Source organism: Qipengyuania sp. SM2507 (assembly GCF_053714505.1).
Map to the genome: position 1 here is coordinate 1,036,680 of NZ_CM132307.1, position 19,320 is coordinate 1,055,999.

The window sequence follows — 19,320 nt, forward strand, 5'->3', positions numbered from 1 at the left end:
CGTTCGGCGGGGCAAAAATCTCCTCCATCCGGCATGGCCGCTACGGCAGCCGCGTCCGGATGGGCCACGCCAGCCTCTTGCGCTCCCTCGCCGCGTTCATTAGGGCGACAGACAAATCGGTAACCCCAAGCCAAGAGAGAATATTATGAGCGATACGGCCGACCGCGTGCAGAAGATTGTCGTCGAGCATCTCGGCGTCGAGGCCGACAAGGTCACCCAGGAAGCCAGCTTCATCGACGATCTGGGTGCAGACAGCCTCGACATCGTCGAGCTGGTCATGGCGTTCGAGGAAGAGTTCGGCGTTGAAATCCCCGACGATGCGGCCGAGAAGATCGCCACCGTCGGCGACGCCACCAAGTACATCGAAGAGCACAAGGGCTGATCGGGCCCATCTGCTCAACCCGCCGCCAGTGAGCGAGCGGGACCGGACAGGCCCGACCCGGTAGCGGGCCGGGCCTGTTGCATTTTTCGGAGACACACATGCGTCGAGTGGTCGTTACAGGGCTTGGTCTGGTCACTCCCTTGGGGAGCGATGTGGAAACGGTCTGGAAGAACATTCTTGCGGGCGAAAGCGGCGCAGGGCCGATCACCCACTTCGATGCGTCGGACTACAAGTGCAAGATCGCCTGCGAGGTGAAGCCCAAGGACCACGCCTGGGGCTTCGATCCCGATCGCCGTGTCGACCCCAAGATCCAGCGCCAGGTCGATCCCTTCATCATCTTCGGCATCGACGCCGCCGGGCAGGCGCTCGAAGACGCCGGTCTCACCGACATGTCGGAAGAAGAAAAGTTGCGGACCGGCTGCTCGATCGGCTCGGGTATCGGCGGACTGCCGGGGATCGAGAAGGAATCGGTCAATCTGCACGAGCGCGGCCCGGGCCGGGTCAGCCCGCATTTCGTCCACGGACGCCTGATCAACCTCATCACTGGCCAGGTGCAGATCAAATACGGCTTCATGGGCCCCAATCATGCGGTGGTCACCGCCTGTTCGACCGGCGCGCATTCGATCGGCGATGCCGCGCGGATGATCCGCGACGACGATGCCGACGTGATGCTGGCGGGCGGCGCGGAAGGCACCATCAACCCGCTGGGCATCGCCGGTTTCGCGCAGGCGCGTGCGCTCAACATGAGCATGAACGACCGCCCGACCGAAGCCAGCCGCCCCTATGACCGCGACCGCGACGGTTTCGTCATGGGCGAGGGTGCGGGCGTGGTCGTGCTCGAGGAATACGAGCGCGCCAAGGCGCGCGGCGCCAAGATCTATGGCGAAGTGACCGGCTACGGCCTGTCGGGCGATGCCTATCACGTCACCGCTCCGCACCCCGAGGGCAAGGGCGCCGAACTGGCGATGCGGATGGCGCTCAAGAAGGCCGGGCTCGACACGAGCGACATCGATTACATCAACGCCCACGGCACCTCGACCATGGCGGACACGATCGAACTGGCCGCCGCGATGCGCGTCTTCGGCAAGGATCTGGGCGGTGCCTCGATGTCGAGCACCAAATCGGCGATCGGCCATCTGCTCGGCGGCGCTGGCGCGGTCGAGGCCATCTTCTGCCTGCTGGCGATCCGCGACCAGGTCGTCCCGCCCACGCTCAACCTCCACAACCCGGACGAGGGCACCGAGGGCGTCGATCTGGTGCCGCTGGTGGCAAGGAAGCGCGATGTCCGCGCGGTGCTCAACAACAGCTTCGGTTTCGGTGGCACCAACGCCAGCCTGATCATGCAAAAGGTCGACTGACATGAAACGCATCGGCTGCATCGCCGCGGCCGGGCTCGCTCTCCTCGTCGCGCTCGCCGCGATCTGGTTCGCGAGCGGCTGGTATTCCAGCGCCGAACTCGAGGAGGACACCGCTTTCATCGTTCCCTCGGGTGCGACGCTGACTTCGGTCGCCTACAAGATGGAGGAAGACGGCGTGATCGCCGCGGCGGATTCCTTCCTGCTGCGCGCCAAGATCCTGGGCTCTTCCGACCCGGTCCAGGCGGGCGAGTTCCTGCTCCCCGCCAGCGCCAGCCAGGCCGGGCTGCTCGATATCCTCCAGCACTCACAGCCGATCCGGCGGATGATCACCATCCCAGAGGGCACCCCGTCGATCATCGTCCACGAGCGGCTGATGGCCGAGCCGCTGCTTCAGGGCGAGATCCCGGTCCCGGTCGAGGGCTCGGTGCTGCCCGACAGCTATGATTTCGAACGCGGCGAAGAACGCGCTGCGGTGCTCGCACGGATGCAGGCGGCGATGCAGAACTATCTCGCCGAGGCCTGGCCGCGCCGCAAACCCGATATAGCGGTGGACAATGTCCGCGATGCGGTGACCCTCGCCTCGATCGTCGAGAAGGAAACCGGGGTCGCGCGCGAACGGCGGATGGTCGCCGGGCTCTATTCCAACCGGATCAGGGACGGGATGATGCTCCAGGCCGATCCGACGATCATCTATCCGATCACGCGCGGCAAACCGCTCGGCCGGCGCATCCGCCAGTCGGAGATTGCCGATATCAACGACTACAACACCTATTCGATGACCGGCCTGCCCAAGGGGCCGATCACCAATCCCGGGCGCGAGGCAATCGCTGCGGTGCTCGACCCCGAGGCCACCGATGCACGCTATATGGTCGCCGACGGCACCGGGGGGCACGCCTTCGCCGAGACGCTCGCCGAGCACAATCGCAACGTCGAGAAATGGTTCGCGCTGCGGCGTCAGCGCGGGGAAATGTAGAACTAGGCGGTGGCGGACGGGGCACTCATCCTGACGGCGGAACTGCCGCCCGAACTGCATCGCTGGGCCACCGATCTGCGCACCGCGCATTTCCCGCCCGGGCGCAACCATCTCGAAGCGCATGTCACGCTGTTCCACGCCATCCCTCCGCAATGCGAGGACGAGCTGCGCCGCCTGCTGGCGCGCGAGGTGGGGAGCATCGCGCCGATCCGTGCGCGTCTGGAGGGCCTGATGCCGCTGGGCAGCGGCACCGCGCTCAAGCTGTCGAGCCCTGGCATCCTCGATCTGCGCGACGCCGTGGCCGAACATCTTCACGGACTTCTGACCGCGCAGGACCAGCACCGCCCGCGGTTGCATGTGACGATCCAGAACAAGGTCGCGCCCAAAGAGGCCAAGGCGCTGCAGGCGCGGCTGGCCGGCACCATCGAGCCGCGCGAATTCGCGTTTCCGGGGCTGGCGCTGCACCGCTATCTGGGCGGTCCGTGGGAGTTCGTGCGGCGCTTCGCCTTTCGCGGTTGACCGCATCGCGACCCCGCCCTAAACGCGCCGCCTGTTCCCGCGCATGCGGGAAGCTGCCACAAGGGTTTCGGCCCCCGCGCAGCGCCCATGGGGCGGAGTAGCTCAGCTGGTTAGAGCAGCGGAATCATAATCCGCGTGTCGGGGGTTCGAGTCCCTCCTCCGCTACCACTTTTCGAAACACCGCCATTGCGCAGGATCGGGTTTGACCTGGCCGCCACCCATGCCGGGACCAGGCCACTCTCACGGATCATTCTGCGTTGTCCTCCAGTAAAGTGGAAGGCCCGCATCAATATTTGCGATGCCACAAGCATTTTGCGACGTTGCGAGAGCTACGCAATCCTCGGTCCCAAGAAAATATTGGCAGATTTCCAGCTTCATTATACTGTCAAGCAGGGTTCGCGAGTCGCGAAGGCGAGGCGTTTGCTTTCGTGACAGGATTGGGGATGTTCAATGAAGCGGATCATGCTTTTCGCCGCGCTGGCGGCCGTTGCCGCCTGTTCTGAGGCCGATACACAGACCGAACCTACCGAGGACGTTGCAATGCCCGAGGCGCAGGCGCTTCCCGAAACGCAAGCGCTTGCCGCCGACGGCCAGCCCGCGGCCGGCAATTACAAGGTCACGACTTCGGAAGGCGTGGTCATCATGGAAGAGTTGCGTGCGGATGGCACCTATGTCGGGATGGTCGATGGGGAAGTCGTAGAGACGGGCACATGGGTGCAGAAGTCGCCCGAACAGTATTGCTACACCGAGGACAAAGAAGGTGCGACGGAGCAATGCAACACCGAAGGAGTCGATGAGAACGGCGTCTGGACCTCCAAGGATCCCGAGGGCAATGTTGCGACTGTCGAACGCATCCAAACCTGATACCAGTCTGCAGCGGGCGGGGCGGGTCATGCGGTCCGTCGGCCCGCTGCAGAAAGGGGTCGTTTTTCGGCAATTGGATCCCGTTTAAGCCATCATCGCACTAGGTTCGCCGGCGACGAGGACCCAACCATGGGCGCCCATTTGATGGTCCCGCAAAAGACGTCGACTGGATGGTAAGACATGGGCCGCCCCTCGGGACTGCCAGTCGCGACCCGCTTCTAACTGCAGTTCAAGTAAGTTCCGGCCCCCAGGTTGGGAAGACGCCGACCGAACCGATCGCGAACGAACGACTCACCCTTGATCTCAACGCTCTCGTCTTGAGTGAAGAGCGTAACGGTCTCTACGCTGATATTCTGGTCAAAACGAACGCCAAACAAGTCTGCTTCGCGCCAAACGACCTGTCCGCCGATCGTCGTGTTCTCGGAGAAGTCAATGAGTACGGCCACGCCCGGCGCTATCTGGCGACTATCGCTCAGGGCCTTGCACCCTGAGACCGAGAGATCCAGTATCCTAGCCTTGATCGGACTCGCTGGATCGTGCGCCACAACCTCCCTGTTCGTTATCGAACGGTTGTTTCTTCTGCGCTCCAAGGCGGCTCTCCGGGTTATGAATAATCGGAATTATCATACCGGTTTTAGCATGCGACGGATTGGCCGCCTTGGAGAGAAACGACAAATTTGGATGGAGCAAGGTTCAGCGTAGCAAATCATCGCACCGGGAAGTTTCCGATCGCGGTTGGCCGGGAGGCCGGTCAAGCCACTTGGCTTTGGACCATCGGGCTCAACAATCGCCCCACGATCGCGTCATGCTCGCCGAGGTCCCATTCCACCGGATCGGCCAGGCCGACGATCCCGTCTGTCGCGAGGCTGTCGTCGATGGTCACTTCTTCGGGCGCGATCCAGTTTGCTTCGCGAATGGCATAAAAGGCGAGAACCCGCGTCTGCTGGTTCGGGCGGGTCGGTTCCAGCACTAGGGCGAGGCGGTTGCTGCGCAGGCGCACGATCAAGTTTGGAGCAAATACGCCGAGGCTCTGCATGAAGGTGAACAGCAACTCGCGATCGAAATGGCCATCCCAACTCCACATCGCGGCAAGCGCCTGCGTGGGCGTCGAGGCATCCTTGTAGACGCGGCTGGAGGTCAGAGCGTCGTACACGTCGCAAATGGCGCCAAGCCGCGCCACCGTCGAAATGCCATCGTGGGAAAGGCCGAAAGGATAGCCGGTGCCATCCATTTTTTCGTGATGGTGGCGGCAAACGTCGAGCGCGGCATCGGGAACTTCGGCGGACTGGGACAAAATCCCGTAACCGTATTCGGAGTGATTGCGAATCTCGCGAAATTCCTCGTCTGTCAACGGACCCTGCTTGTCCAGGATGCTGTCCGGGATTTCCATTTTCCCCACGTCGTGGAGCAATCCTGCCAACCCGTAGTCGCGGATTTCCTCCGCTTTTCTTCCCATGTGGATCGCGACGTTGACCATCAATGTGCAGACGGCAACCGAATGGAGATAGGTATATTCGTTCTTCTTCTTGAGGCGAAGGACGCTGAGCAAAGCGCGCGGATTATGGTCGATGCTGTGCAGGATATCGTCGACGATCGGCGCGACTTCCTCGACCCGTATCGCACGCCCCAGCCGTACCTCCGCGAACGCCTTGCGCACGATTTTCTTCGACTTCGTGAGTAGCGCCGATGCTTCCTTCCGGTCCGACCGCTCGCGAGCGCGTTCTATTTCAGCCCATCCACGCGAGGGACGACGCGCGACAAAGGCCGGGGCTCGCGGGCGTTGCTTTGCCCGAACCGTCGGCGCACGGGGCTTTTCCGGAGCGGTCGTTTCCAGACCGATTCCCAGGGCGTCGTCGATAACGACATAATCGAGCCCCGAATGTCGGACCCGTTCGACCTCGCGCGCGCTCCTGAGAACAAAATGGGCGCGCCAGAACGGGTGGGCGAACCATGAGCCGCTGAAGCTTTTCACATACATGCCGACCTGTGCATGTTCTGGGCGAATCTGATGTTCCATTCCGCTCCCTGCACGGCGTTGAGCAAACAACGCATCGACGACCTAGCCCGAATCTCTTGATAAGTGTTGAAGCTCGTCGGCGGAGGGGAGTTATTCGCCCGCGTCGACATCAGGGGTGGTTCGTGGTCGTCGAACAGGCGACGGCAGTTGCGCTGGGATCGCAAACCTCAGGTCAGGTCGAGATCCCACCTACCCTCTGCGCACCACTCTTCCGACCGATCGACAGCCTCCACGCCTGTGTCCGAGTTCGGGGTTTGACCTGCCAGCATCAAGCCCTATTGCCGCGCGCCATGGGCCGAATTGTTCCGCTTCTTGCGCCACCATCTCTCGCAGACCTGCTTGCCGAGGGGCCGGTGGCGGTGTTTCTCGATTTCGATGGCACGCTGGTGGCAATTGCGGCGCGTCCCGATGCGATCGAGGTGCCGGAAGGACTGGGGCCTAGGGTTGAGCGTCTTGCCGAACGGCTGGACGGGCGCTTCGCACTGGTCAGCGGCCGCGCGCTGGCGGATCTGGAATCGCATGTCGGCCCTCTCGCGGTGGCGCGGGCGGGCTCGCACGGGGCCGACCGGCGCTGGCCCGATGGCTCCGTCCTGGGCGGCGTTCCCCGTGGGCTCGATGCCGGGACCATCGCCGAGGTCGAGGCCTATGCTCGGGCCCACGAACTGATCTTCGAGACCAAATCGCATGGCTGCGCGCTGCATTATCGCGCCCACCCCGAAGCCGGCGAAGGCGCCGATGCGTTCATGCGTACCATCGCCGCCCGCGAGGGCCTGGCGATCAAGACCGGCAAATGCGTCGTAGAGCTGGTGCATCAGGGCGCGGACAAGGGCGGGGCGGTGCGCGCCTTCATGGCGCAGCAGCCATTCGTCGGCGCGCAACCGGTGTTCATAGGCGACGACGTCACCGACGAGGATGGCTTTGCCGCCTGCGTGGAACTGGGCGGATTCGGCATCCTTGTTGGCGATCAACGCGAAACACACGCACAATTCCGGCTTTCGGACGTTGACGCAGTGCACAATTGGCTGGAGTTGTAGGACCCTTGGAAACGCCCAATCTCGAACTCTGGCCGATCGGCAATTGCCAGGTCAGCGCGCTCGTCGACAGCGAGGGATCCTTCGCCTGGGGCTGCGTGCCGCGCGTGGATGGCGATCCGGTGTTCTGCTCGCTGCTCAATGGCGACCAGCGCGAGGATGGCGTCTGGCGGTTCGAAATCGAGGGGCAGGTTTCCGCGACGCAGCATTACCGCCGCAACACCCCGATCCTGGTCACGCGGCTCGAGTCCGAAGACGGTAGCGCGGTCGAGATTCACGATTTCTGCCCGCGCTTCGAACGGTCGGGGCGGATGTATCGTCCGGTGGCCTTCACTCGCATCCTGCGCCCGGTGGCGGGCACGCCGCGGCTGCGGATGGTGCTCACGCCGATGAAGAATTACGGCGGCACGCGCGCCGAGACAACCAATGGCACCAATCACATCCGCTATCTGGTCGAACCGCAGGCGCTGCGGCTGAGCACCGATGCCCCGGTCGGCTATGTGCTCGAGGACCGCACTTTCCGGCTCGAGCACGACATTCATTTCTTCCTCGGCCCCGACGAGCCCTTCGTCGGCAATCTGCGCTCCGAAGTGCGCCAGATGGAAGCGCTGACCGAGAAATACTGGACCCACTGGACCCGAGGCTTGCACATTCCGCTCGAATGGCAGGACGAGGTGATCCGCTGCGCCATCGCGCTCAAGCTGTGCCAGCACGAGGAAACCGGCGCGATCGTCGCTGCGCTGACCACCTCGGTTCCCGAGGCGCCCAACAGCGAGCGCAATTGGGACTACCGTTTCTGCTGGATCCGCGATTCCTACTACACGGTGCAGGCGCTCAACCGGCTCGGCGCGCTCGACGTGCTGGAGAAATATCTCGCCTATCTGCGCAACATCATCGACGGCGCGAAGGGCGGACACATCCAGCCGCTTTACTCGGTGATGGGCCAGAGCGAGCTCAACGAAGGGCAGGAAACCGCGCTCGCGGGCTATCGCGGGATGGGCCCGGTGCGGCGCGGCAATGCCGCCTTCAAGCAGGTGCAACACGATTGCTACGGCCAGATCGTCCTGCCGACGGTGCAGGGCTTCTTCGACCGCCGCCTGCTGCGAATGGCCGACGAGCGCGATTTCGAGAGCCTCGAACAGGTCGGCGAGATGGCCTGGGCGATGCACGACCAGCCCGACGCCGGCCTATGGGAATTCCGCACCCGTCAGGAAGTGCACACCTATTCTGCGGTGATGTGCTGGGCGGCCTGCGATCGGCTCGCCAATGTCGCCGACCGGCTCGGGCGCGAGGATCGCTGCCGGTTCTGGCGCCAGCGCGCCGATGCCATCCGCGCCAAGATCGAAAGCGAGGCTTGGGTCGAGAATGGCGAAGAGGGCGGCCACTACGGCGCCAGCTTCGAGAGCGACTATCTCGACGCCAGCCTGCTGCAGATGGTCGAATTGCGCTTCCTCTCGCCTGACAACGAGCGGTTCCTGTCGACCTTCGCTGCGGTCGAGCGCGATCTGCGGCGCGGCGATCACATGCTGCGCTATGCTGCGGAGGACGATTTCGGCGCGCCCGAGACCGCTTTCAATGTTTGCACCTTCTGGCTGATCGAGGCGCTCCATCTGGTCGGACGCGATGCCGAGGCGCGGGTGCTGTTCGAAACGATGCTCAGCCACACTACCCGCTCGGGACTGCTCAGCGAGGACCTCGATTACGATACGGGCGAGCTGTGGGGGAACTTCCCCCAGACCTACTCGCTCGTAGGGGTAATCAATTGCGCCGGTCTGTTGTCCAAACCGTGGAGTGAAGTCCGATAGGCAAACTCATCGTCATCTCGAACCGGGTTGCGGTACCCAAGGCGCGTGGCGCCGCCGGTGCGCAGGGCGGACTCGCCGGCGCGCTCAATTCCGCTCTGCGCGATCACAAGGGTATCTGGTTCGGCTGGTCGGGCGAAGAGAGCGACGACGAGGACGGCAATATCGCGATGCAGCGCCACGATGGCGTGACCACCGCGACGATCGACCTGTCGCACCGCGATATCGACGAATATTACAACGGCTATGCCAATGCCACGCTGTGGCCGCTGTTCCACTTCCGCCTCGACCTGACCGAATACGAACGCGAAACCGGCAAGGGCTACGAGCGGGTCAACGAACGCTTCGCCGAAAGCGTCACCCCGCTGATCGAGGAAGACGACCTCGTATGGGTCCACGACTACCATCTGATCCCGCTGGGCGAGCGGCTGCGGTCGCGCGGGCTGAAGAACCGGATCGGCTTCTTCCTGCACATCCCCTGGCCGCCGACGCGGCTGTTCGTGTCATTGCCCTATCACGAGCGCCTCGTGCGCACGATGTTGCAATATGATCTCGTGGGCTTCCAGACTGTCGACTGGCGCGAAAGCTTCCTGCATTACTGCGCCGAGGAGCTGGGTGCCGTGGTCGACGAGGAGACCGGCGCGGTGACGCTCGATGGCTGGACGACCTATGCCCGGGCCTATCCGATCGGGATCGACTGGGACGATTTCCAGGCGCAAGGCGAGACCGGCGCCGCGCGCCAGGCGGGGCAGCGACTGCTTTCCTCGACCCGCCGCCGGACCGCGATGATCGGGGTCGACCGGCTCGACTATTCCAAGGGCCTGCCCGAACGGCTCGACGGGATCGGGCGCTTCTTCGACCAATTTCCCGAACGCGTGCGCGACCTCGTCTTCATCCAGATCGCGCCGCCAAGCCGCGAGGATGTCGATAGCTACAAGCAGATCCGCGCCGAACTCGAGCAGAAGGCGGGTCAGATCAACGGCGCGCGCTCGGAAGTGGATGTGGTCCCGATCCGCTACGTCAACCGCGGTTACAGCCATGCCGAACTGTTCGGCTTCTTCCGTGCGGCCAAGATCGGGCTGGTGACGCCCTTGCGCGACGGGATGAACCTGGTGGCGAAGGAATATGTCGCCGCACAGGACCCGCTCGACCCCGGAGTGCTGATCCTCTCGCAATTCGCCGGCGCGGCGCTGCAGATGCCCGAATCCTTGATCGTCAATCCGCACAGCCCCGACGATCTGGCCTATGCCATCCGCACGGCGCTCGACATGCCATTGGCCGAACGCCAGCGCCGCTACGAGGCGACAATCGACACCGTGCGCGACGACAACGTCAAGCAATGGACCGAGGATTTTGTCAGGGATCTGGCGAGCACCGGCACCGGTTGAACGCCAAAGGCCCAGCGCTTCTCAGCACCGGGCCCATGTCGTTTTGCCACCCAGAAGGATCAGAACCGGACTTTCGCACCCAGGCGGAATGTCCGGCCGAGCGGGTTGCCGATAAACGGATTGTACCCCAGCTCGAACCGCGCTTCGGGCGGATCTTCGTCGAAGATGTTTTCGACCGAGCCCTGCAACTGCACCTCGGCAGACCCCAATGCCAGATCATACAGCAGCGTGAAATCATGCTGCTGCAGTGAGGGAATGTCGCGGCCGAAATCGGTTTCGGTCGTCCGATCGCCAAAGCTGGTTCCAACGGTCGCCACGAAGCATGGTGCGTTCTCGGGGCAGCGATCGTCCGTCACCCCGCTCGCATAGCGGAACACGTAGCGCGCATTCAGATTGCCGAGGTTGAGGTTGGCGAAGGCATTGCCTTTCAACTCGGAAATCGTGCCCGGAGCGCGGTCGAAATTCGCAAAGCCCACGGCGTCGTAGGCATCGGAGATCTGAACCCCTCCTACGACTTGCGGATCGACATCGTAGTTCAAGGTCCAGGTTGCCGCCCCACCGATGGTGAAAGCGCTTTCGCCGAAGAAGAACGTGTAGTCGGCCGAGAAGTCGAAACCGTTCGTTTTTACCGGTGCGCTGTTGACGATGAAGGTCTGGACGCGCGCGAGATCGGCGCCCCTCGTGACCCCTTGAGTGCAGTTGGTCGCGAAGGTCAGGCGGTTTGCAAGCGGATTGCTGCAATCGGCGAGACCGCCGCGCTGCGGGATGACCGCGGTGGCAATCGCGTTCTCGTCTTCCAGGGCAATGGCATCCTCGAAATCGTAGCTCCAGTAGTCGACCGAGGCGTTGAAATTGCGGCTCTGGATGACCGCGCCGATATTGTAGGTAAAGGCGCTTTCCGGTTGCAGAGCAGGGTCGCCCGTAATGTCCACGGAGAGAAACCCGCCGTTGGCAGCGTCGATCGCCTGAAGCGCGGTAACCGTTGTGGGCGAGACGTTGCTCGGCAACGGACCGCGAAAGGTCGTCGAGGCCGAACCGCGCAGCACCAGCCATGGCGTCGCCTCGAAGCGAAAGCTTCCTTTGGGATCGAGCGTCGAACCCGTCTGGCCACCATAGTCTTCGTAGCGCAGGGCCAGATTGACCTCGAGCGCGTCCAACACAGGTATCTGGACTTCGCCGAACACGGCATAGACATCGTTGAACAACTCGATGTCGCGTGACTGTCCGAGGAAAGCGAAGGGACCGGTCCGCACAGCGCAGGAGGTGTCGCCCGGGATCCGACACGGATTGCGCTGGGGATCGTTCAGGAACAGGCCCTCGTCATTGCGACCCTCGGTATCGAAATTGGTCGAACGATATTGGGCGCCGACCCCGAACTGGACGGGTCCGGCCCCCAGATCCAGCCCACCCAGGGCCCCGGAAACGAGTGCATCGATTACGAGGTTCTGCTCCTGCTGGAAGGTGCCCGTGTTGCCGAACAGAAACCGGATCAATTCCGGATCATTGGCATTCGCCTGGCCCGCGGCGCCAGTAAAGCCGGGATTGGTCTGGCCGGTAATCTGGTTGATTGCGATCGCATTCGAGAAGGGGTTGAAGAACTGGCAGCCACCTTGGCCGGGCGTGCCGGTGGCGACATTGCAGTTCGGACCGCCCAGGCCATCGAGCGCGTTCTGCAGCCGCACCGGGAGATAGTCCGGAATCAGCGACTCCGAACTCGACTGAATATAAGTGCCCTGCAGCGATGCTATCAGCTCGGGATTGAGATCGAACTCGAAACCGGCCGAAACGCGCCAGCTGTTGTTCTTGCTGAAGCTTTCGTTGCCGAAGGGCGAATCCGCCAGCGGATTGCCGCCCAGCGCAAAGGGGCGATAGAGCAGGATCGCCGCGCCGTATGGAGCAGGGATGGCAGTCGTTGCCGGGAACCCGGTCTGAGCCACGAAATTTGCGAAACCGGGATTGGTGCTGGGCACGAAATAGTTGAACTGCGTACCGGGACCCGCGGGGCCCGTGGTCGATGGGTAGGAAGGCGAGAGGGCGGTGCGCGTGACGCTTCGGGCCCAGAGGACATCGGCGTTGAACCGTGCGGAGTTCGAAAGGTCGACATTCAACTGACCGAAAGCCTGGTAGAAGTCCTGCTCCTCCACGAGATTGTTGTAGTCGGTGAACTGGTAAGCGCACAGCGGCGTGGTGCCGCCCGAAAACAGCTGAGTGCCGCCCAGATCGGTACAACCGGCATCCTGGAAAGGAGTGCCGGCGACCACCGTCGGGCGCCTTGCGGCGGCCGGGTTGTTCCGGATCGGACCTGTCGTACGGATGGCGGGGAAATACGTCGCCGGGTTGCTCACCAGCGAATAGCCGGCGGGATTGGTCTCGTAAGAAAGGTTGGCGTAATCGCGATCAATCGCCGCGAGCGGCGAGCGGTGACGATATCCGAAGCCGAGCAGGATGTTCACGTCCTCGCCCAGATCCCTGCCTGCCAGAATGCTGCCGGTGTAATCGCCATCGCTGTCTTGGATGAAGCGATAGTCGCCTTGCATTTCGATCCCGTCGAAATTCTTCCGGGTGATAAAGTTGGCAACGCCCGCGACAGCATCGGAACCGTAAGTCACGGCCGCGCCGTCTTTCAGCAGTTCGATACGCTCGAGCGCGAACAGCGGGAGCAAGTTCGTATCGACCACCCCGTCACCGGGCGACACGATCGTGCGGTGACCGTTGAGAAGCACCAGAGTCCGGGTTGCGCCAAGGTTGCGCAGGTTGAGCGAGCCGACGCCGCCAAGCCCCTGCGCGGCCGCGGAGAACTGGTTGGAATCGCCCAGGACCGAACCGACTGCAGGGATATCCTTGATGAAGTCGAGCGGGGACGTGACGCCTTCCGCCGCCAACTGCTGGGTCGAGAACACATCGACGGGCAAGGCGCTGTCCTCGGGCGTGCCGCGAATGAGCGAACCGGTCACCACGATGGTCCGCTGGTCCGCATCGCTGACCGGATCCGGTTCATCGATGATGGGGCGATCCTGGTTTTCGGCGGTCTCCTGGCCAAGGGCTACCGATGGCGTGAGCGAGGCGATCCCCGCAGCGAGCGCCCACACCGCCGAGGTGTGGCCGAACTTGTTTCGTGTCATATCCCTCTCCTCCGCCGGCTGCCCTTTTGTGGTGCATACCGAGTCTTTAAATGACGCTTCTTGGGTCCGTATGTCAAGCGGCGGAGCGCGGTCATTCATCTGTGCTCGGGTTCGGGCAATCCGCCCCTGGCTTGCTTGCCTGCTGTTGATGAGCGGTCCGGTCCGGTTCAGTTTCCGTAGCGAATAGCAACTTAATCGCGCTGGCTGATTGGTCATTCGACGGGTGATCGAAGCCGGATCGTGAGGCTGCGAGGCTGGCGCAGGCGGCCGAAATTCGTAACATACCAGCTATTCATTTTTCAGGGGGCGTGCGGTGAAATCGGAAGTTTCTTTCGAGCTGACCGATTGCCATGCGCGATGCTTGGCTTGCGCCCGGGCTTCGGATTCAGGCTCGGAACGAGTTGCGCACAGGTGCGAGCGACGGGCTGATTTTGCGTTTCCGATCAACGAAAGCCCGTACGCTGGACGGAGGGCCCGGAACGTGGATCGGTTTGCCTCCTGGGAAGGTGCGCACCTTCGGCGTGGCGCCGAAGCGGAAGAGGCGGAGTCTTGCTTAACTCTAAAGATTGGGTATGGATGATTCGACCAGCCTGCAAAAGGCGGCGAAGTGGGAAGGATCAGGCGTGGCGTGGGATTTCGAAACCGATCCCGAGTTTCAGGCGAAGCTCGACTGGATGGATGATTTCGTCCGCGCCAAGGTCGAGCCGCTCGGCATGCTGGGCATCCACCCCTATGACGTGAAAAACCCGCGCAGAAACGAATTGGTCCGTCCTTTGCAAGAGGAGGTCAGGGCCAAGGGGCTGTGGGCCTGTCATCTCGGACCCGAACTCGGCGGACAGGGCTTCGGTCAGGTCAAGCTCGGCCTGATGAACGAAATTCTCGGCGGTGCGAGTTTCGCGCCGATCGTCTTCGGCTGCCAGGCGCCCGACACCGGCAATGCCGAGATCATCGCGCATTACGGAACTCCCGAGCAGAAGGAACGGTATCTTCAGCCCTTGCTGGCCAACCAGATCGTCTCGGCCTTTTCGATGACCGAACCGCAGGGCGGCTCCGACCCCACAAATTTTATCACCCATGCCGAGCTCGACGGGAACCACTGGAAGATCAACGGCGAAAAGTGGTTCTCCACCAATGGGAAATGGGCTGATTTCCTGATCGTAATGGCGGTGACCGATCCCGACGCGACGCGCCACGAGCGGATGAGCATGTTCATCGTGCCGATCGATACGCCCGGGGTCGATATCCTGCGCAATGTTGGTGTCTACGGGCAGGAGAACGGCTCGGAGAGCTATATCCGCTATACCGATGTCCGGGTGCCGGCGGACCATCTGCTCGGCGAGCAGGGCGGCGCCTTTGCGATTTCGCAGACTCGTCTGGGTGGCGGACGGATCCACCATGCCATGCGGACGGTCGGCAATTGCCGCCGCCTGCTGGATGCAATGAGCCGCCGCGCGGTCAGCCGCAAGACCCGGACCGGCACGATCGCCGACTACCAGGCCGTGCAGATGCAGATTGCCGACAGCTATATCGAGCTGGAGCAATTCAAGCTGTTCGTGCTCAAGACCGCCTGGATGATCGACAAGCACCAGAATTATCGCAAGGTTCGCAAGGACATCGCGGCGATCAAGGCGCTGATGCCGAAGGTCTATCACGACATCGCGCATCGCTGCATCCACATCCACGGATCGCTCGGCGTGTCGAATGAAATGCCCTTCGTCGGTAGCCTGATCGGCTCGATGGTGATGGGGATCGCCGACGGTCCGACGGAGGTGCACAAGGTCACGGTCGCGAAGCAGCACCTGCGCCAGTATCGCGACGTCGCGGACCCGATGTTCCCCGATTACTCGCTGCTCGATCGCCGCGCCAGAGCCCGCGAAATGTACGATCCGGTCGAGGAAATCGTGGAGGCTGCCGAGTGAGCGAGGGGACGTTGAACACCCCCGCCGCCATGCCGCCCATCACCCGGCCGCAGCGCTTGAGCTATGGTTTCGGTGCGGTTGCCAACGGCATCAAGAACGCGGCGTTTTCGACCTATCTGCTGCTGTTTTACAATCAGGTGCTCGGCGTGCCCGCCTCGATCGTGTCGACGGCGATCGCGCTGACGCTGCTGGTGGATGCGGTGGCCGATCCGTTTATCGGGCGCTGGTCCGACATGACCCGGTCGCGCATCGGCCGTCGGCATCCCTTCATCCTGGGGTCGGCGCTGCCAACCGCCTTCTTCTTCATTCTCGCCTGGTTTCCGCCCGACGGACTGACCGATATGCAGATGGGGGTGTGGATCTTCGCTATCGCGTCGCTGACGCGGACGTCGATCAGTGCCTTCGAGATCCCGTCGAGCGCGATGAACCCGGAACTGACCGAGGATTATGCCGCGCGAACCAAACTGTTCGGCCTGCGCTACTGGTTCGGATATGCGGGCACCTTCGGCTTCACCGCATTCAGTCTCGCCGTGTTCTTCGTCGCGACACCGGAGATATCGCGGGGTCAGCTCAATCCCGAGGGTTATGTGAAATTCGCCTATCTCGGTGGTGCCCTGATCTTCACCGCGATCATGGTCTGCGGATTGGGGACCTTGAAGCGCGTGCCTTACCTGCGCCAGCGCGACGTGCTGGGGGAAGGCGCCGTGCCGGATTCGCATCTGCGCGAGATGGGGAAAGCGTTTCGCAATCGCGGCTTCCTCGCCATATTCGGTTTCGGCGTGTTCAAATACACCGCGATCGGGCTCTACGCAGCGACCACGCTGTATTTCGGCACCTATGTATTCAAGCTGCAGGCCGACCAACTGGCACTGCTCACGCTGGACAGCCTGGTCGCTGCGACCATCGCCGCGCCGCTGGCGCCGAGGTTCTCCGCATGGCTCGGCAAGCGCAACACTTCGATGCTGATGGCCCTGATGGGTATTACGCTAGGCCTGTCGCCGCTGGTCCTGACGCTGCTTGGCGCCTTTTTCCCGGAGGGCGATCCGATGTTGCTGCCGACGCTGTTCCTTATCGGAGCGGTCTATGGCGCCATGATCGCTATTTCGCTGATCAACACCTCGTCAATGCTGGCCGACGTCGTCGAGGACCACGCGGTGCGGACCGGCCAGCACACCGCCGGGGTCTTTTTCGCAGCCTCCAGCTTCATGCAGCAATGTTCGACCGGTCTGGGCATACTGGTTGCCGGCATCGTTCTGGAACTGTCCGACTTTCCGGCCAACCTCGATCCCGATCTGGTCACGGAGGCGATGCAGCACAGCCTGCTGATCCATTACATTCCCGCTTCTTTCGGGTTGTGGACGATCGGGTCACTTTTCCTGCTGTTCTATCCGATCACCGAGGCGAGCCATCGCGACAACATCGACCGCTTGCGGGCGCGCGAGGCAGAAGCGCGAGAACAGACGATCCGCGACGGCGCTTTCGGCTCGCCGGCTCGCTGAGGACGCGAGCGTGCCAGCTTTCACCGTAAAACGCGAACGCAGGGACGTGCGCAATCTGGACGAAACAGCGCATCTGCCACAATGAAGGTGTCATGGGTTTTCAATCAAGCGGCCCAGCGGCCGGTAATTTAGAGGAGAAGCAGGCATGGCTACCCAGCCACAGATCGACAGCCATAGCGGGGAGGAGGCGTTCCGCGAGGAAGTGCGCCACTTCCTGGCCGAGAATTTCCCGGCCGAACTCAAGGGCAAGAGCAATGCCCTGTCTTCCGTCGAAGGGCCGGATCACGAGACTCCGGCGCAAGAAAGCTGGCGCAAAGCGGTGGGCGAGCGCGGTTGGGGAACCCCGACCTGGCCCAAGGAGTATGGCGGCGGCGGGCTTTCGCGCAAGCAGGCAGCTATCCTCAGCGAGGAAATGGCTAAGGTCGGCGCTTTCAATCCCATTGGCGGTATGGGCGTAATGATGTTCGGCCCCACGCTGCTCGAATATGGCAGCGAGGAGCAGAAGCACGAGCACATCCCACCGATCTGTCGCGGCGAAATCCGCTGGTGCCAGGGATACAGCGAACCCAACGCCGGGTCCGATCTGGCGAACCTGCAGACCACGGCCGAGGACAAGGGCGACCATTACCTCGTCAACGGGCAGAAGACCTGGACCAGCGGCGGGCAATGGGCGGACAAGTGCTTCTGTCTCGTGCGCACCGACCGCAGCGACAAGCACAAGGGCATCAGCTTCCTGCTGATCGACATGGATGCGCCGGGCGTGGAAGTTCGGCCGATCCAGATGATCAGCGGCATGAGCCCGTTCTGCGAAACCTTCTTCACCGACGTGAAGGTGCCCAAGGGCAATCTGGTCGGCAAGGAAGGCGAGGGCTGGACCATCGGCAAACGCCTGCTGCAGCACGAGCGGACCAATCTGTCGGGCGGCGGCGCCATGGCCCGGCTGATGGGCGCGAGCCTGGCCGATATTGCCAAGAAATATGTCGAGACCGACGCCGATGGCGAGCTTGCCGACAAGGTCCTGCGCGACCGGATCGCCGATTTCGAGATTCGCTGGGGGGCTTTCCTGCTGACCGCGCGACGTGCCACCGAAGAGAGCAAGGCGGGCGGCGTGTCCGAAATCAGCTCGGTGCTCAAGAAGCTGGGTACCAAGCTGGGCCAGGAACGCGCCGAACTCATGATCGAGATCATGGGCCTGCGGGGGCTGGGTTGGGAAGGCGAGGGCTTTTCCGAGGCCGAGCTGGGGGGCGTGCGCGCATGGCTCTTCGGCAAGGCCACAACGATCTACGGCGGTTCGACCGAGATCCAGAACAACATCATCGCCAAGCGTGTGCTTGGCATGCTCGACCACCAGTAAGAAAGAGAGAGCAGGAATATGGCGGTTCTCAACGAAGAACAGGAAATGCTGCGCGATATGGCGCGCGAGTGGACGACCAATGAAAGTCCGGTCGGCGAATTTCGCAAGGTGCGGGCCGGCGGCGCGGAGGAAGCGTTCGACCGCAAAGCTTACGCCACCATGGCCGAAATGGGCTGGGTCGGCGTGGTCATACCCGAGGAACATGGCGGTTCGGACTTCGGCTGGCTCTCGGCCGGACTGGTGGTAGAGGAACTGGGCAAGACACTGACGGCCAGCCCGTTGGTGGCCAGCACCATCGCCGCGGCAGCCATCCTGCTGGGTGGCAGCGAGGAGCAGCGGGCCAAATGGCTACCGGGGCTCGCCAGCGGGGAAATCATCGGCACGCTCGCGATCGACGAAGGCCCCCGGCACGATCCGGCGAAGCTCGCAACCACGGTGTCGGGCGGGAAGCTGTCGGGCACCAAGGCTTTCGTCCATGAAGCCCACGGTGCGGACCTGTTCGTGGTCGCGGTGAAGGACGGCTTGTACCTGGTTGAAAAGGGTGAGGACGTTTCGTTGTCGACCCGCAAGCTGACCGACCAGCGCAGCCACGCCGACGTCACATTCGACGGCGCTGCGGCGGACAGGCTGGCTGGCGGCGGCGACAGCCTGCTCGACGATGTCCTCGACCGTGCGCGGATCCTCACCGCCTGCGAAATGCTCGGTATGGCGCAGGCAGTGTTCGATGCCACGCTGGATTACCTCAAGCAGCGCGTGCAGTTTAACCAGGTGCTGGCGACCTTCCAGGCGCTGCAGCACCGCATGGCCGATCTGTTCGGCGATCTGGCGATGATGCGTTCGGCGGTCGAAGGCGGCCTGCAGGCGCTCGACAGCGGGTTCGGCGTGGCGCGCGCCGCCACTATCGCCAAGGCGGAAGCCAATCGGGTGTTGCACACCGTCAGTCGCGAAGGCGTCCAGCTGCACGGCGGCATGGGCATGACCGACGAATATGATGTCGGTTTCTATCTCAAGCGCGCCCGCGTGCTGGAAGCCAGCTTCGGCAGCACCGCCTTCCTCAAGAACCGCTTCGCGACCATCGGCGGCTATTGAGTA

The 19,320-nt window shown here is 62.9% G+C and carries 15 protein-coding genes and 1 tRNA gene; 13 read left to right on the forward strand and 3 right to left on the reverse strand.

Annotated features, from left to right (window positions below; translation table 11 throughout):
- Positions 1-145 precede the first annotated feature (145 nt).
- The 6 genes from ACWIKC_RS04990 (at position 146) to ACWIKC_RS05015 (ending at position 4,096) form a co-directional block, all read left to right on the forward strand.
- The gene (locus ACWIKC_RS04990) at positions 146-382 is read left to right on the forward strand and encodes an acyl carrier protein (protein WP_057883643.1); all 237 of its coding nucleotides are present in this window, start codon (positions 146-148) and stop codon (positions 380-382) included.
- 98 nt (positions 383-480) lie between these two features.
- The gene (gene fabF, locus ACWIKC_RS04995; protein ID WP_454599018.1) at positions 481-1,740 is read left to right on the forward strand and encodes a beta-ketoacyl-ACP synthase II; all 1,260 of its coding nucleotides are present in this window, start codon (positions 481-483) and stop codon (positions 1,738-1,740) included.
- A 1-nt stretch (position 1,741) separates the two neighbouring features.
- On the forward strand, positions 1,742-2,713 hold the full coding sequence (gene mltG / locus ACWIKC_RS05000; protein WP_454599019.1) for an endolytic transglycosylase MltG: 972 nt from the start codon (positions 1,742-1,744) through the stop codon (positions 2,711-2,713).
- Positions 2,714-2,722: 9 nt separating this feature from the next.
- The gene (locus ACWIKC_RS05005; RefSeq protein ID WP_454599020.1) at positions 2,723-3,232 is read left to right on the forward strand and encodes a 2'-5' RNA ligase family protein; all 510 of its coding nucleotides are present in this window, start codon (positions 2,723-2,725) and stop codon (positions 3,230-3,232) included.
- A 91-nt stretch (positions 3,233-3,323) separates the two neighbouring features.
- Positions 3,324-3,400 (forward strand) — tRNA-Met (locus ACWIKC_RS05010).
- Between the two features lie 282 nt (positions 3,401-3,682).
- Positions 3,683-4,096 carry a hypothetical protein gene (locus ACWIKC_RS05015; protein ID WP_454599021.1) on the forward strand — a complete coding sequence of 138 codons (414 nt, stop codon included), beginning with the start codon at positions 3,683-3,685 and terminating at the stop codon, positions 4,094-4,096.
- Between the two features lie 218 nt (positions 4,097-4,314).
- Here ACWIKC_RS05015 and ACWIKC_RS05020 read toward each other — a convergent pair whose 3' ends face one another.
- Positions 4,315-4,641, reverse strand: coding sequence for a PilZ domain-containing protein (locus ACWIKC_RS05020; protein WP_454599443.1), 327 nt, complete (start codon positions 4,639-4,641; stop codon positions 4,315-4,317).
- A 206-nt stretch (positions 4,642-4,847) separates the two neighbouring features.
- Positions 4,848-6,113 (reverse strand): HD-GYP domain-containing protein, encoded by a 1,266-nt coding sequence (locus ACWIKC_RS05025; protein WP_454599022.1) that lies wholly within the window; start codon positions 6,111-6,113, stop codon positions 4,848-4,850.
- Positions 6,114-6,403: 290 nt separating this feature from the next.
- Between ACWIKC_RS05025 and otsB the strand changes: the two genes are divergently transcribed.
- From otsB to ACWIKC_RS05040, 3 genes are read left to right on the forward strand one after another with little or no spacing between them, the layout of a single operon-like run.
- Positions 6,404-7,147, forward strand: a complete 744-nt coding sequence (otsB, locus tag ACWIKC_RS05030) for a trehalose-phosphatase (protein WP_454599023.1) — start codon at positions 6,404-6,406, stop codon at positions 7,145-7,147.
- Positions 7,148-7,152: 5 nt separating this feature from the next.
- Positions 7,153-8,949 carry a glycoside hydrolase family 15 protein gene (locus tag ACWIKC_RS05035; protein WP_454599024.1) on the forward strand — a complete coding sequence of 599 codons (1,797 nt, stop codon included), beginning with the start codon at positions 7,153-7,155 and terminating at the stop codon, positions 8,947-8,949.
- Positions 8,946-10,334, forward strand: coding sequence for an alpha,alpha-trehalose-phosphate synthase (UDP-forming) (locus ACWIKC_RS05040; protein ID WP_454599444.1), 1,389 nt, complete (start codon positions 8,946-8,948; stop codon positions 10,332-10,334). Before ACWIKC_RS05035 ends, ACWIKC_RS05040 begins: the two co-directional genes overlap by 4 nt.
- Positions 10,335-10,393: 59 nt before the next feature.
- On the opposite strand, the gene ACWIKC_RS05045 is transcribed toward ACWIKC_RS05040, so the two are convergent.
- Positions 10,394-13,456, reverse strand: coding sequence for a TonB-dependent receptor domain-containing protein (locus tag ACWIKC_RS05045; RefSeq protein ID WP_454599025.1), 3,063 nt, complete (start codon positions 13,454-13,456; stop codon positions 10,394-10,396).
- Between the two features lie 572 nt (positions 13,457-14,028).
- Between ACWIKC_RS05045 and ACWIKC_RS05050 the strand changes: the two genes are divergently transcribed.
- The 4 genes from ACWIKC_RS05050 to ACWIKC_RS05065 all read left to right on the forward strand — a co-directional run bounded on the left by ACWIKC_RS05050 (position 14,029) and on the right by ACWIKC_RS05065 (position 19,317).
- On the forward strand, positions 14,029-15,375 hold the full coding sequence (locus tag ACWIKC_RS05050) for an acyl-CoA dehydrogenase family protein (RefSeq protein WP_454599026.1): 1,347 nt from the start codon (positions 14,029-14,031) through the stop codon (positions 15,373-15,375).
- On the forward strand, positions 15,372-16,874 hold the full coding sequence (locus ACWIKC_RS05055) for an MFS transporter (protein WP_454599027.1): 1,503 nt from the start codon (positions 15,372-15,374) through the stop codon (positions 16,872-16,874). The genes ACWIKC_RS05050 and ACWIKC_RS05055 overlap by 4 nt, the downstream gene beginning before the upstream one ends.
- A gap of 145 nt (positions 16,875-17,019) precedes the next feature.
- A complete protein-coding gene (locus tag ACWIKC_RS05060) occupies positions 17,020-18,228 on the forward strand; it encodes an acyl-CoA dehydrogenase family protein (protein ID WP_454599028.1) in 1,209 nt (402 codons plus the stop codon).
- Between the two features lie 18 nt (positions 18,229-18,246).
- Positions 18,247-19,317 carry an acyl-CoA dehydrogenase family protein gene (locus ACWIKC_RS05065; RefSeq protein WP_454599029.1) on the forward strand — a complete coding sequence of 357 codons (1,071 nt, stop codon included), beginning with the start codon at positions 18,247-18,249 and terminating at the stop codon, positions 19,315-19,317.
- Positions 19,318-19,320 lie beyond the last annotated feature (3 nt).